Origin of the sequence: Methylobacterium aquaticum, from assembly GCF_001043915.1 — a bacterium.
Taxonomy (GTDB): Bacteria; Pseudomonadota; Alphaproteobacteria; order Rhizobiales; family Beijerinckiaceae; genus Methylobacterium; species Methylobacterium aquaticum.
On sequence record NZ_LABX01000163.1, the window covers coordinates 1 to 13,337 of the forward strand.

Annotated in this window: 12 protein-coding genes; 9 read left to right on the plus strand and 3 right to left on the minus strand. The window is 68.9% G+C overall.

The genetic code is table 11. The features are described from left to right. Nucleotides 1-367: 367 nt before the first annotated feature. Nucleotides 368-553 (plus strand): 50S ribosomal protein L32, encoded by a 186-nt coding sequence (gene rpmF, locus VP06_RS20510; RefSeq protein WP_048425702.1) that lies wholly within the window; start codon nucleotides 368-370, stop codon nucleotides 551-553. A gap of 153 nt (nucleotides 554-706) precedes the next feature. Here the strand turns inward: rpmF and VP06_RS20515 are convergent, their stop codons facing one another. Next, entirely contained in the window at nucleotides 707-1,519 is an 813-nt protein-coding gene (locus VP06_RS20515) for a transporter substrate-binding domain-containing protein (protein WP_245291251.1), read from the minus strand. A 400-nt stretch (nucleotides 1,520-1,919) separates the two neighbouring features. On the opposite strand from VP06_RS20515, the gene VP06_RS20520 reads away from it, so the two are divergent. The 6 genes from VP06_RS20520 (at nucleotide 1,920) to dps (ending at nucleotide 8,977) form a co-directional block, all read left to right on the plus strand. After that, nucleotides 1,920-2,729, plus strand: a complete 810-nt coding sequence (locus tag VP06_RS20520) for an FTR1 family iron permease (protein WP_048465640.1) — start codon at nucleotides 1,920-1,922, stop codon at nucleotides 2,727-2,729. A 114-nt stretch (nucleotides 2,730-2,843) separates the two neighbouring features. Beyond that, entirely contained in the window at nucleotides 2,844-3,491 is a 648-nt protein-coding gene (locus tag VP06_RS20525) for a glutathione S-transferase family protein (RefSeq protein ID WP_048465641.1), read from the plus strand. Nucleotides 3,492-3,728: 237 nt separating this feature from the next. After that, complete coding sequence (gene ilvC, locus VP06_RS20530) at nucleotides 3,729-4,748, plus strand: ketol-acid reductoisomerase (RefSeq protein WP_048465642.1); 1,020 nt, start codon at nucleotides 3,729-3,731, stop codon at nucleotides 4,746-4,748. Between the two features lie 515 nt (nucleotides 4,749-5,263). Beyond that, the gene (locus VP06_RS20535) at nucleotides 5,264-6,667 is read left to right on the plus strand and encodes an alpha/beta hydrolase (RefSeq protein ID WP_048465643.1); all 1,404 of its coding nucleotides are present in this window, start codon (nucleotides 5,264-5,266) and stop codon (nucleotides 6,665-6,667) included. Then, nucleotides 6,664-8,223, plus strand: coding sequence for a GMC family oxidoreductase (locus tag VP06_RS20540; protein ID WP_048465644.1), 1,560 nt, complete (start codon nucleotides 6,664-6,666; stop codon nucleotides 8,221-8,223). Before VP06_RS20535 ends, VP06_RS20540 begins: the two co-directional genes overlap by 4 nt. Nucleotides 8,224-8,422: 199 nt before the next feature. Next, a complete protein-coding gene (gene dps / locus VP06_RS20545; RefSeq protein WP_048465645.1) occupies nucleotides 8,423-8,977 on the plus strand; it encodes a DNA starvation/stationary phase protection protein Dps in 555 nt (184 codons plus the stop codon). 508 nt (nucleotides 8,978-9,485) lie between these two features. Here dps and ilvN read toward each other — a convergent pair. Continuing rightward, a complete protein-coding gene (ilvN, locus tag VP06_RS20550; protein WP_048465646.1) occupies nucleotides 9,486-10,028 on the minus strand; it encodes an acetolactate synthase small subunit in 543 nt (180 codons plus the stop codon). Between the two features lie 18 nt (nucleotides 10,029-10,046). Further along, complete coding sequence (locus VP06_RS20555) at nucleotides 10,047-11,825, minus strand: acetolactate synthase 3 large subunit (protein ID WP_048465647.1); 1,779 nt, start codon at nucleotides 11,823-11,825, stop codon at nucleotides 10,047-10,049. A gap of 512 nt (nucleotides 11,826-12,337) precedes the next feature. Here VP06_RS20555 and VP06_RS20560 point away from each other — a divergent pair. Beyond that, entirely contained in the window at nucleotides 12,338-13,015 is a 678-nt protein-coding gene (locus tag VP06_RS20560) for a LabA-like NYN domain-containing protein (RefSeq protein ID WP_048465679.1), read from the plus strand. A gap of 82 nt (nucleotides 13,016-13,097) precedes the next feature. Further along, nucleotides 13,098-13,259 carry a hypothetical protein gene (locus VP06_RS36525; RefSeq protein ID WP_156295696.1) on the plus strand — a complete coding sequence of 54 codons (162 nt, stop codon included), beginning with the start codon at nucleotides 13,098-13,100 and terminating at the stop codon, nucleotides 13,257-13,259. Nucleotides 13,260-13,337: the final 78 nt, after the last annotated feature.

A 13,337-nucleotide genomic window follows, 5' to 3' on the forward strand; every position in this document is an offset into this window, starting at 1 on the left:
GTCTGGGCCAGGGCGGGACCGGCAGCCAGCACGGCGGCGAGGGCCAAAGCGCGCGGCAGGGCGCGGGTCAGGCGGGGAAAACGGGTCATCGGGACGCTCCGATCGTGCCGCCCAGGGGTCGGGCTTCGGTTCCCGAGCGGCAGGGCCATCATGCAGCCTCCGCCGTTGAACGGCGGCTTAATGGATGGAGGCGGGGCACGAGGTCTTGAGGAAAGGCTTTGCTTTGAGGTCAGGTTTCTTGCGCCGCTCCCCTAGCCAGGGCGGCGCGTCTCCTCTATAGACCGCGCTCCGATCAGGATCGCGACGCGCGCGGCGGCTCCGCCCGGGGCAGCCTCGCGCCTGTTTTGTTGCACGGGAAGTAGTTTCAATGGCCGTTCCGAAGCGAAAGACCTCTCCGTCGCGGCGCGGCATGCGCCGTTCCGCCGATGCCCTCAAGGCCCCGACCTATGTCGAGGACAAGGATTCCGGCGAGCTGCGCCGCCCGCACCACATCGACCTGAAGACCGGCATGTATCGCGGTCGCCAGGTGCTGAAGGTCAAGTCCGACGCGTGATCCGGCGTGGCGGCGCTCATGGCGCCGCCGATGACCGGCACGGGATGACGGCGCCCCTCGCGGGCGCCGTTCTCGTTTGGGCGACCGGATGAGGGGATCGCGGGCTCGATTGTCAACGGTTGTCCCCCGGACGGCCGTGAGGGCCGCCCGCCGTCACTTCATGTTGGCGTCGACGATCCGGCCGAACTCGCCCGAGGCTTTGGTCAGGTGGAGCCACTGGTCGACATAAGCCTTGAACACCGTGTCGCCGCGCGGCAGCAGGAAGCCCATCTCGCCGTACTGGAGCGGTTGGTCGGGATTCACCGCGCACAGGCCCGGATGCAGCTTCTCCTGGAGCTTCACCTCGACGGACTCGGCGACCATGACGTCGGCGCGCTTGTCCGCGATCTCCTGCCAGATGATCCGGTTGTCGGGGAAGAGCTGGATCTGCGCCTTGGCGAGGTTGGCGCGGGCAAACCGCTCATTCGTCCCGCCGGGATTGACGACGACGCGGGTCGAGGGCTGGTTGATCGCTTCCGTCGTCTGGTACTTGGCCACGTCCTCGCACCGCACGATCGGCGCCTTGCCGTTCACGAGGTACATCTCGCTGAAGAAGACCTCGCGCTGGCGCGGCAGCGTGACGGAGATGCCGCTCATCGCGATGTCGCACTGGCTCTTGAAGTCGGCGAGCAGATTCGACCACTTGGTCTGGATGAAGACCGCCTCGGCATCGAGCGACTTGGCGAGCGAGCGGCCGAGATCGATGTCGATGCCGACGAAGTCGTTGGCGCCATCGGCGCGATACGAGAACGGGCGGTAATCGCCGGTCGTGCAGACCTTCAGGACCTTGCGCTCGATGACCTGGTCGAGGCGTGACGGCCCCTCGGCGGCCAGGACCTGCGTCGCCGCGAGCGCCAGCACCGCGCCGGCCACCAGCCGCGCCATCGACGATACCCCATCCATGAATCCCGCCATGAATCCCGCCATGAATCCCGCTCCCCGTCACACGCATCCTGCGAGACGGAACCGTAAGGAGGCGGATGGCGACCGTCCAGATTGGCGCGCGGGCCCGTGCATGCAGGGCGAGGGTCGGGACGGGCCACGCCCAGGCAGCCCGGGTGCCGCCCGCCATCCGTGGCGCAGGACCGGGCGCGATCACGCCGCGGCCGCCTCCGCCCTCGAACCGCATCGGCAAACATCCAGGCATCATCGTCCAGATCACCGCTGAGGCGATACTTCCGGCGCAGGCGCAGTCGAGCGACCTGCGAGCGTTTCTGTTTGTTTCGACTCAGATTAGAATGATACAAAACAAGAAAATCGGGTTTGAAAGCCGCGCACGCCTCGCCTAAGACGGCGACCATCGGACGATGCGAGCGAGGACTCCCCCATGGCAGACGGATCCACCTTCGTGCAGGCGTTCACCATCCTGTTCCGGGAAGGGCTGGAGGCGCTGCTGGTGGTGGCGGCGCTCGCGGCGTTCCTGCGCCGGGCCGGCGCCGCGGAGAAGATCCGCCCGGTCTATGCCGGGGCCGGCCTCGCGGTGCTGGCGAGCTTCGGGATGGCCTGGGTGTTCGAGGCGTTCTTCGACGGGAACCACAACGACCTGATCGAGGCCGGCGTCATCATGGTCGCCGCCGTGCTGATGTTCACGATGAGCGGCTGGCTGTTCCTGCGCCAGGACCCGGCGGCCTGGAAGGCCGAGATCAACCGCATGGCCGCGCGGGCGATGACCGCCGGGACGCTCCTGTCGCTCGCCGGTATCGCCTTCCTGGCGGTCTTTCGCGAGGGCGCCGAGACGGTGCTGTTCCTGCACGCCCTGGCGCGCACCGCCGGCGGCTTCGATGCCTCGCTCCTCGGCGGCCTGACGGTCGCCGCGGCCGCGCTCGCGGTGGTGTTCGTGGCGATGCAGTGGCTGGCGCTCCGGCTGCCGCTGCGCCCGGTCTTCCTGCTCACCTCGGCCTTCCTGTTCGTCATGGGCCTGCGCATGGTCGGGGCGGCGATCCAGGAATTGCAGGAGCAGGTGCTGGTGCCGGTGCACAATGACGGCGTGCCGGATCTCGTCACCACCCTCGGCTTCAACGGCAGTTGGGAGGCCCTGGCCGTGCAGGGCGGGATCGTGCTCTGCGCCCTCGTCTGGCTCGTGATGCAGCGTGCCCGTCCGGCCGCCGCCGTGGGGCGCCCGCCCGTTTCCGCCTGAGGACCGCCCGAAATCCTGCATCCGCGGCGGTACCGCCCGGCTCCGGCCTGGCGTAAGGGACGAGGGCGCCCGCCCCGCAGGGCCGGGGCGGCGCGACCGCGCCGGGAGGCTCCCTTGTCCGACACCCTCACGCTCTACTACTCGCCGGGCGCCTGCTCGCTCGCGCCCCACATCGCGCTCGAAGAGACCGGCGTGCCGTTCGAGGCGGTGCGGGTCGATTTCGCCAGCGGGGAGCAGCGCGGCGGCCGCTACCTCGCGATCAACCAGAAGGGCCGGGTGCCGGCGCTCGCCGAAGGCGAGTGGGTGCTGACCGAGAACCCCGCCATCCTGCGCTACATCGCGCGCAAGCACCCGCAGGCGGGCCTGTGGCCGGAAGACCCGCGGGACGAGGCGCGGTGCGCCGAGTGGCTGGCCTGGATGTCCTCCACCATCCACCCGGCCTATGCCCATATCCGCCGGGCCGAGCGCTACGCCGGCGATCCGGCGGCGATCGAGGACGTGAAGGCCAGGGGCCACGAGACCTGCGCCGATCTGTGGACGATGATCGAGGTCGGGCTCTCCCGCGGTGGCTGGGCCGCCGGCGAGCCGTACAGCGTCGCCGATCCCTATCTGCTGGTGTTCTGGCACTGGGGCCGCGGCCAGGTGCTGGGCTACGACATGGCGCGCCAGTTCCCGTACTGGACCGATCACGCCCGCCGCATGGCCGAGCGTCCCGCTGTGCAGCGCGCCTTCGCCCGCGAGGGACTGCCGCTCCCGGCGTGAGGCGTCGGGCGGCGGCCGTCGCCCCATCCGGAGGCTGCCTCCGGGCGGGGATGCGCGGGCGCCCCTTCGGCACCCGCACCATTCGTTGCCGCGTCCGGAACGGACCAGTCATGTGCGCGTTCGCGCGCATCCCCCCTTCCTTGAGGCGAATCACGCCGCTACAAGCCGCCGGTCGCACGGCCGCTCCAGCGCCCGGAGCGTTCGCAATTCTCGCCATCTGTACAAGGGGGAGCCGCCATGCGGGTCTATTACGATCGTGACGCCGACATCAATCTGATCAAGGGCAAGAAGGTCGTCATCGTCGGCTACGGCAGCCAGGGCCATGCCCATGCGCTGAACCTGCGCGACTCGGGCGTCAAGGACGTGGTGATCGCGCTCCGCAAGGGCTCGGCCAGCGCCAGGAAGGCGGAGGCCGAAGGTTTCAAGGTGATGGAAGTCGCCGACGCCGCCCGCGAGGCCGACGTCGTCATGATGCTGACCCCCGACGAGTTGCAGGGCGAGATCTACCGCGACTCGCTCCAGGGCAACATGAAGCAGGGCGCCGCCCTGCTGTTCGCCCACGGCCTCAATGTCCACTTCAACCTGATCGAGCCGCGCGCCGACCTCGACGTGCTGATGGTCGCCCCGAAGGGCCCCGGCCACACCGTGCGCTCGGAATACCTGCGCGGCGGCGGCGTGCCGACCCTGATCGCCATCGCGCAGGACGCGAGCGGAAACGCCCACGATCTCGGCCTGTCCTACGCCTCGGCCAATGGCGGCGGCCGCGCCGGCATCATCGAGACCACCTTCAAGGAAGAGTGCGAGACCGACCTGTTCGGCGAGCAGGTCGTGCTCTGCGGCGGCCTCGTCGAGCTGATCAAGGCCGGCTTCGAGACCCTGGTCGAGGGCGGCTACGCCCCCGAGATGGCCTATTTCGAGTGCCTCCACGAGGTGAAGCTGATCGTCGACCTCATCTACGAGGGCGGCATCGCCAACATGAACTACTCGATCTCGAACACCGCCGAGTATGGCGAGTACGTGACCGGCCCGCGCATCATCACGCCCGAGACCAAGGCCGAGATGAAGCGGGTGCTCACCGACATCCAGAACGGCACCTTCACCCGCAACTGGATGCTGGAGAACAAGGTCAACCAGACCTCGTTCAAGGCGACCCGCGCCCGCAATGCCGCCCACCCGATCGAGGAAGTCGGCGAGCGCCTCCGCGGCATGATGCCGTGGATCAAGGAGAAGGCCCTGGTCGACAAGGCCAAGAACTAACCAGTCTCAACGCCGCGGCCCCTCGGACGGGCCGCGGCTCACCCTGCGGACGCCGCGCGGACAACGCCTTCCGCGCGGCGTTTCGCGCGTCCGGGTCTGCCGGACCGCGCAAGTGGATCCGGCAACCGGCGCAGAAGCGGCGGCGCTGCCGGCCGCTGTGGCGAGATCTGCCACCCATCGGCGCGGTTCTTTCTGCCGCCATCCAGGATGAGGCGACGATTCCTGGGCCCTGTTTGGGAAAATTTAACATAGATTAAATGGGCAGTGACGTCGCGAGCACTCACAATGCTCCGCGATGAACGAGACGAAGAGATCGTCATTTGGCCCCGCTCGGGACGAGCGATCGACTGTCGAACCCGCCTTTCGCCGTGTCTCCGACCGCATCGAGACGGTCCGGGAGGCGTTCCGGCGGCCGCTCGGGTGGATCGATGACTCGGCACATCATCCCGGGGTGCTGCAAGGCGCCGCGGGCAACGTGCCGTTGACGCAAGGCAGGGCCGCGCGATCTCGCCGGCATGATCGATCATCCCGTCCTCTTCTGCCTGCACGTCCTCGGCGGCAGCGCCCGCATGTGGCGCCCCCTCGCGGAGCGTCTCGGGCCTCACCGGCGCTGCGTCGCCATCGACCTGCCGGGCTTCGGCGACGAAGCCGCGTCTCCGGGCGGCCCCGTCGCCGCCATGGCCGACCACGTCGCCGCCCATGTCCAGGCCGAGGCTCCGCCCGGGCCGTGGCTCCTCGTGGGCAACAGCATGGGGGCGAAGATCGCCCTGGCGCTCGCCCGCCGCAGCGAGGACGGCGATCCGGCGCTCTCCGGCCTTGCCGGGCTGGTGCTGCTGGCGGGCTCGCCGCCCGCACCTGAGCCGATGGCGGAGGAGCGCCGGCAGGCGATGATCGCCTGGGTCGATGCCGATCCGGAGACCCGCCGGCGGGAGGCCGAGGCTTTCGTGTCGGCCAATGTCGGCGCGCCGCTGCCGCCCGAGGATCACGCCCGGATGGTCGAGGACGTGCTGCGGGCCAATCCCCAAGCCTGGAAAGCCTGGCTCGCGAGCGGCGCCGACGAGGATTGGCGCGGGCGCATCGGCACCCTCGGCACCCCGGCGCTCGTGGTGAGCGGGGCACAGGACGGCGATCTCGGGCCGGAGGCACAGGCGGCTCTCACCCTGCCCCATCTCGCCCGTCATCGCCACGTCGTGGCGCCCGGCGCCGGCCACCTGCTGCCGCTGGAGCGGCCGGAGGAGCTGGCGGCGCTGATCCACGCCTTCCTGGACAACCCTCCCGAGACCACCGAGTCCCCAACCCTGCCGCCGGCTTTCGCGGCGCTGATGGGGTCGGACCGGGTCAATACCCGCCTGCGCACGACCCTGCGCGAGCGGATGCGCGAGCCGGACGGCCCGTTCTGCCTCAGGCCCGGCGAGCGCGCGACGCTCGCCGCCTGCCTCGACCGGGTGCTGCCGCAGCCCGGGCCAGGACGGATCGACCTCGCCCGCCGCATCGATGCCCGGCTCGCGACCGGCACCGGCGACGGCTGGCGCTTCGCCGCCCTGCCGCCGGACGCCGAAGCCTATTCCCGCGCCCTGCGGACCCTCGATGCGGCGGCCCGCGCGGCCCAGGGGCGTCCCTTTTCGGATCTCGACGGGCCCGACCAGGACGCGCTTCTCGATCACGCCGCCGCCGGACGCCTGCCGGCGGTTCCGGACGGGATCGCGCCGGAGCTGATGACCTGCTGGTTCGAGGAGCTGCGGGCCGAGGCGGTCCGCACCTGGCTCGCCCACCCGGCCGGCCTTGCGGCGATCGGTTTCACCGGCATCGGCGCCGGGGGCGACGATGCCGATGCGCTGCCAGGGTACCGCCTGACCGGCCTGAACGCGCGCGAATCCTGGGAAGGCCCGATCCTTGCGGCTGCGGGAGACGCCCGATGAACCTCCTTGGGCAGAACCGCTACGGCCTCGACGAGGTCGTCGACGCGGTCGTGGTCGGCACCGGGGCCGGGGGCGCGCCGCTCCTCGCCGAGCTGGCCGCGGCAGGGCTGTCGGTCGTGGCGCTCGAAGCCGGCCCCAACGTCGATCCGGCCGGGTACGGCTTCGACGAGACGCTGGCCGACGAGATCTACTGGACCGAGGAGCGCCTGAGCGGCGGCTCGACGCCGGAAGCCTTCGGCGGCAACAACAGCGGCACCGGGGTGGGCGGCTCGACCCTGCATTGGGGCGCCTTCGTGCCCCGGGCCGATCCGCGCGACTTCCGCCTCCACAGCGAGAGCGGCGAGGGTTGCGACTGGCCGATCGCGCAGGCCGAGCTGGTGCCGTTCTACGACCGCGTCGAGGCGTTCATCGGCACATCGGGCCCGACGCCCTATCCGTGGGACGGGGCCCGCCGCTTCCCGCTGCCGCCGGTTTTGCGCAACGGCCCGGCCGAGCTGATGGCCGCGGCGTGCAAGACACTCGGCATCACCGCCACCGACGCGCCCGCTGCGGTCGTCTCGCGCGACTTCACGCCCGGCGCCGACGTGCCGGAGCGCCGGGCCTGCATCCATTGCGGCTTCTGCCACCAGGGCTGCCGCACCCGCGCCAAGGCCAGCATGGACGTGACCTACCTGCCGCTCGCGGTGGCGCGCGGCGCCGAGATCCGCGCGGAGGCCCGGATGCACGGGGTCGAGCGCGACAAGGCCGGGCGGATCACCGCCGTGATCTACCGCAAAGGCGGGCGCGACCATCGCCAGCGTTGCGCCAACCTGATCCTGTGCGCCGGCGCCGTCGAGACGCCGCGGCTCCTGCTCCATCTCGATCTCGCCACCGGCAGCGGAGAGGTCGGCCGGAACTATATCGGCCACGTCGCCACCCAGGTCTGGGGCACCTTCCCGGACGAGGTCGGCATGAACCGGGGCTATCCGTCCTCGCTCATCAGCGAGGATTACACCCGTCCGAAGGGCGCCGACTTTGCCGGCGGCTACCTGATCCAGAGCCTCGGCGTCGAGCCGCTGACCTGGGCCAATTCGGTCGCCCGCGGCCGCGGCCTGTGGGGAACGGCGCTGACCGACTATCTGCGCGGCTACAACCGCGTCGCCGGCATCGGCATCAACGGCGAGACGCTGCCCTGCGACGCCAACGTCCTGACCTTGTCGGACGAGACCGACGCGCTGGGAATGCGCAAGGCCCATATCAGCTTCGGCTACGGGTCGAACGAGCACCGCCTCAACGCCCACGCCACCGCGGTCATGCGCGAGATCTGGGAGGCGGCGGGGGCCAGTGACATCTGGGTGCTGGACCGGGTCGCCCATACGCTCGGCACCTGCCGGATGGGACGAAGCCCCGACGCCTCGGTGGTCGATCCCGTCGGCCGCAGCCACGAGGTCGAAAATCTCTGGATCTGTGACGGCTCGGTCTTCCCGAGCTCGCTCGCGGCGAACCCGGCCCTGACCATCATGGCGCTGTCGCTGCGCACCGCCGGGGCGTTCCTGGGTTCCCGGCCATCCCGCTGAAATGCCGCAAGGGAGGGTTGCCCCGGGCGGGCTGTCCGGCCCGACACCCGGCCCTAGCTTCTCCCCCATCGCGCGGTTCCAAGCGAAACCGCCAACCGCCCCGGCCACGACGCCGGGGTGGATCGACAAGCCCCACCGCGCCATCGGAACGGCCGTCCCCCGGCTCCGTTGTCGCGGGACATCGACGGAGTTGACCGACATGACGGAGTCCAAGGGCAAGACCGGCCAGCCGCGCCAGCATGGCACCCGCAACGGCACCGATTCGAACGCCAAGCGCGTCTCGATCGAGACGCTGAACGCGCGCCTCGCCGACGGCATCGACCTGGCGCTCGCCGTCAAGCAGGCGCATTGGAACCTGAAGGGCCCGCAATTCATCGGCATCCACGAGATGCTCGACGGGTTCCGCACCGAGCTCGACGACCTGAACGACAAGGTCGCGGAGCGGGCGGTACAGCTCGGCGCCACGGCGCTCGGCACCGCCTCGGTGGTCGCGGCCTCCTCGACGCTCAGCCCCTACCCGACCGACGTCTACGCCATCGCCGACCACATCTCGGCTCTGATCGACCGCTACGCGGCCTATGCCAACGCCGTGCGCGAGAATATCGACCAGACCGACGAGGCTGGCGATGCCGGCACCGCCGACCTGTTCACCGAGGTCTCCCGCGCCGTCGACAAGCAGCTGTGGTTCCTCGAGGCCCATGTCCAGGAGCCGACCGGGGCGATGCGCGACGGAGACGGCAAGGGCGCGCGCTGAGGCGGGCGGGTTCGGTTGCCGGGGCGGGTGGATTTGCCCACGCTCCGGCGGCTCTGAACGCCCACACCCCTCTGCCCGCATGGGGGACAGCACGTGTGGTTCGCCTCTCCCGCCATGGGGGAGGCATTTTTGTACGCCGAGACCGGTATCGACAGCGAAGCCGCGCTCGATGACGCGGGGTCATGAATCATACCAACGGTCCAAGATGCTGACGCATCGATTCGATCTCGGGCAAGCCCGAGATCGACGGGGCCGACAACTCATCTCGAATTGTCGATATCAAACCAAAGATTTTGCGGAAATTCGAGAACGGACCCAAAGGTCAGTTTCAACGACCGCTGGTATTCTGCGCCGGGCGGAGTGACGATGTCCGGCAATACCGCGCTGGTAATGCTCGGCTTTGCCTTGTTCGTCTCGGTGACGAGCATTGCCACACTGAGTGACGCCGCTGACCACTTCGAGCGTCGAGGCGGGGCGCACCGGCACCCCGCCCGTCGAGTCACCTGCGCTACATCGGCTCCGGGCCGCGCCCCATGGCGGCGACGCCGGTGCGCGAGACCTCGACCAGCCCCACCGACGCCATCAGCTTGACGAAGCGGTCGATCTCGTCGGTCGAGCCGGTCAGCTCGAACACGAACGAGGTCAGGGTCGCGTCGAGGGTGCGGGCCCCGAAGGCGGCGGCGAGCCGCATCGCCTCGACCCGGTGCTCGCCCTTGCCGGCCACCTTCACGAGAGCCAGCTCGCGCTCGAGCGAATCGCCCTGGAGCGTCAGGTCCACCACCCGGTGCACCGGCACCAGCCGGTCGAGCTGGGCCTTGATCTGCTCGATGACCGCGTTGGTGCCCGTCGTCACGATGGTGATGCGCGAGATGTGCCGAGCTTCCTCGGTCTCCGACACCGTCAGGCTCTCGATGTTGTAGCCGCGGCCCGAAAACAGGCCGGCGATGCGGGCGAGCACGCCGGGCTCGTTGTCGACGATGACCGCCAGGGTGTGGCGGTTCACCGGCTCGACGCGGACCGGATCGGGATAATGGGTGTTCATGGCGTTCATCGTCTCAACCCTGCCCGTTCAGACCAGCATCTTGCCTTCGTCGGAGATCACGTCGCCCAAGTCAGCCCCGGTCTCGCCGAGGTAGTCCGAAAGCAGCATCTCGTTATGGGCCTTGCCCGACGGGATCATCGGGAAGCAGTTCTCGGTCTTGTCGACGATGCAGTCGAAGATGACGGGGCCGTCATAGTCCAGCATCTCGGCGATCGCCGCGTCGAGGCTGCCCGGATCGGAGCAGCGGATGCCCTTGGCACCGTAGGCTTCGGCGAGCTTGACGAAGTCGGGCAGGCTCTCCGAATAGCTCTCGGAGTAGCGCGAGCCGTGCAGCAATTGCTGCCACTGGCGCACCATGCCCATGTATTCGTTGTTGAGGATGAAGATCTTGACCGGCAGGCGATACTGCACCGCGGTCGACATCTCCTGGATGTTCATCTGGATCGAGGCTTCGCCGGCGATGTCGATCACCAGGGCGTCGCGATGGGCAAGCTGGGCGCCGATCGCCGCCGGCAGACCGTAGCCCATGGTGCCGAGGCCCCCCGAGGTCATCCAGCGGTTCGGCTCGTCGAACTTGTAATACTGGGCCGCCCACATCTGGTGCTGGCCGACCTCCGTGGTGACGTAGGTCTCGCGCCCCTTGGTCGCCTCGTAGAGGCGCTGGACCGCGTATTGCGGCTTGATGGTGGTGCCCGACGGCCAGTAGCCGAGGCATTCGCGCGCCTTCCAGCCGCGGATCTTCGACAGCCACTCGGTCAGGCGGCCCCTGTCGGGCTCCGGCGTCACCGCCCGCCACTCGCGCAGCATGTCGCCGAGCACCGAGGCGCAGTCGCCGACGATGCCGATATCGGCCTTGACGGTCTTGTTGATCGAGGAGGCGTCGATGTCGACGTGGATCTTCTTGGAGAAGGGCGAGAAGGCGTCGAGCCGGCCGGTGATACGGTCGTCGAAGCGGGCGCCGATGCACACCATGACGTCGCATTCGTGCATCGCCAGGTTGGCCTCGTAGGTCCCGTGCATGCCGAGCATGCCGAGGAACTGCGGGTCCGAGCCCGGAAAGGCGCCGAGGCCCATCAGCGTCGAGGTGACCGGGAAGCCGGTGGCGCGGGCCAATTCCCGCAGCAATTCCGAGGCTTCCGGCCCCGAATTGATGACGCCGCCGCCGGTATAGAAGACCGGGCGGCGCGCGCCGGCCATCAGCGCCACCGCGGCGCGGATTTTTTCGGGGTCGCCTTGCGTCTGCGGGTTGTAGGTCTTGTGGCTGTTGTCGATCGGGCGGCGGTAGAGGCCGCTGGCGAACTGGATGTCCTTCGGCAGGTCGACGACCACCGGGCCGGGCCGGCCATGCGAGGCGACGTAGAACGCCTCGTGCAGGATGCGCGGCAGGTCGTCGATCGATTTGACCAGGTAATTGTGCTTGGTGCAGCTGCGGGTGATGCCGACCGTGTCGCATTCCTGGAATGCGTCGGAGCCGATCAGGTGGGTCGGCACCTGGCCGGTGATGCAGACGAGCGGGACCGAATCGAGCAGCGCGTCGGTGAGGCCCGTGACGATGTTGGTGGCGCCCGGCCCCGAGGTGACCAGCACGCAGCCGACCTTGCCCGACGAGCGGGCATAGCCCTCGGCCGCGTGGACCGCGCCCTGCTCGTGGCGGACCAGGATGTGCTTCACCGACTCCTGGTGGAAGAGCGCGTCGTAGATCGGCAGCACCGCGCCGCCCGGATAGCCGAACAGGGTGTCGACCCCCTGATCCTGAAACGCCCGGATCACCATCTCGGCGCCCGTCATGACCTCGCCCGCACTCATCGTCACGCTCCCGCTCTTTGCTCTCGTCCGCGCTCTCGGGTTCGTTTCGGCAACAAAAAAGGGCCCCGAAGGACCCTTGCATGCGCCACCCTTGGGATGCCGGGCTGTCTTAAGCCCGCCCCGTCGGTGGCGCTTCCGCTACAATCAGGACTGCACGCATGCTGTCGAAAGCCTGCCCTTGAGAGAGTGGCGCGGACCCTACGCCCCGCATCGGGCAGGGTCAACCGGTTTCAAACCGGCCTTTCGGGCCGCTCATCAGGAGGGCCGCGGTGGCCGGTCCCGGCGCGGCCACGTCCAGCGGTTGTCCTCGCCCATCGGCGCACACCGCCGATCGTGGCTTGACAGGCGCCGCGACGCATCCTTAGCTGCTGGCATTGCGACCGCTATGCGGTGTGCGGCACCCGCGCTGATTGCCCCATCCTTATACTTAAGGGGCAGTTGCCTCGTTCGTGGCGGCTTTTCTCGCAAGTGATTCTTTTCGTGCGGCCGTACCGCACCTTCAAGGATAAATGATGCCCAATCCCCCACGCAGCGCCCTGTTCATCGATGGCGCCAACATCTACGCCACCACCAAAGCCCTCGGCTTCGACATCGATTACCGCAAGCTGCTCGCCGATTTCCGGGCGCGCGAGAATCTGGTCCGCGCCTTCTATTACACGGCCCTGGTCGAGGACCAGGAATATTCCTCGATCCGGCCGCTGATCGACTGGCTCGATTACAACGGCTACCGCGTCGTGACGAAGCCGGTGAAGGAGTTCACCGATTCGACCGGCCGCCGCAAGATCAAGGGCAACATGGACATCGAACTGACGATCGATGCCATGGAGCTGAGCCCCTATATCGACCACATGGTGCTGTTTTCCGGCGATGGCGACTTCAAGCCGCTGGTGGCGGCGATGCAGCGTCGGGGCGTGCGGGTGACCGTGGTCTCGACGGTGCAGACCCAACCGCCGATGGTCGCCGACGAGCTGCGCCGCCAGGCCGACGACTTCGTCGACATCGTGCAGCTGATCCCGCGCATCGGCCGCGACCAGGGCGAGCGGCCGGCGCGCGCGCCGCGCGCCCTTGGGCCGGACGGCCCGCGCGATCTGGCTCCCCGGGATCCGGGCGAGCGGGCGCCGCGCGCGGCCGTGAACCTCGAGAACCGCTACGGCATCCGCCAGCCCGACGAGGACGACGCCGAGGATTGATCCCGGCCCCGGCGCGGACATCACCGATGGAGTCCGGCCCGACGGAGCCGCCGGGCCGCTTTCGTGACCGGGGAGACGGCCCGTGGCGGATGAGGATGGCGCGCAGGAACCATCGCAGGACGACCGCAAGGCGCGCGACGGCGTCTCCTGGTGGGATCTGCTGGATCTGGTCGAGATCGTGGTCTGGATCGGGCGCGGGATCTGGGCCCTCTGCGCGCTGATCGCGAGCGTATTCGTGGATTAGAGCATTTTCCGACGAAGTGGATACCGTTTGGTCGCAGAAAATGCGGCACAATCAAAGAGCTGGAGAAGCTTCGCGATT

Bases quoted from the DNA above. Each gene is read 5' to 3' on its own strand.
- VP06_RS20560 (WP_048465679.1), top strand. From the start codon at position 12,338: ATGCCCAATCCCCCACGCAGCGCCCTGTTCATCGATGGCGCCAACATC.
- dps (WP_048465645.1), top strand. From the start codon at position 8,423: ATGACGGAGTCCAAGGGCAAGACCGGCCAGCCGCGCCAGCATGGCACC.
- VP06_RS20520 (WP_048465640.1), top strand. From the start codon at position 1,920: ATGGCAGACGGATCCACCTTCGTGCAGGCGTTCACCATCCTGTTCCGG.
- ilvC (WP_048465642.1), top strand. From the start codon at position 3,729: ATGCGGGTCTATTACGATCGTGACGCCGACATCAATCTGATCAAGGGC.
- VP06_RS20515 (WP_245291251.1), bottom strand. From the start codon at position 1,519: ATGGCGGGATTCATGGCGGGATTCATGGATGGGGTATCGTCGATGGCG.
- ilvN (WP_048465646.1), bottom strand. From the start codon at position 10,028: ATGAACGCCATGAACACCCATTATCCCGATCCGGTCCGCGTCGAGCCG.
- VP06_RS20535 (WP_048465643.1), top strand. From the start codon at position 5,264: ATGATCGATCATCCCGTCCTCTTCTGCCTGCACGTCCTCGGCGGCAGC.
- rpmF (WP_048425702.1), top strand. From the start codon at position 368: ATGGCCGTTCCGAAGCGAAAGACCTCTCCGTCGCGGCGCGGCATGCGC.
- VP06_RS20555 (WP_048465647.1), bottom strand. From the start codon at position 11,825: ATGAGTGCGGGCGAGGTCATGACGGGCGCCGAGATGGTGATCCGGGCG.
- VP06_RS20540 (WP_048465644.1), top strand. From the start codon at position 6,664: ATGAACCTCCTTGGGCAGAACCGCTACGGCCTCGACGAGGTCGTCGAC.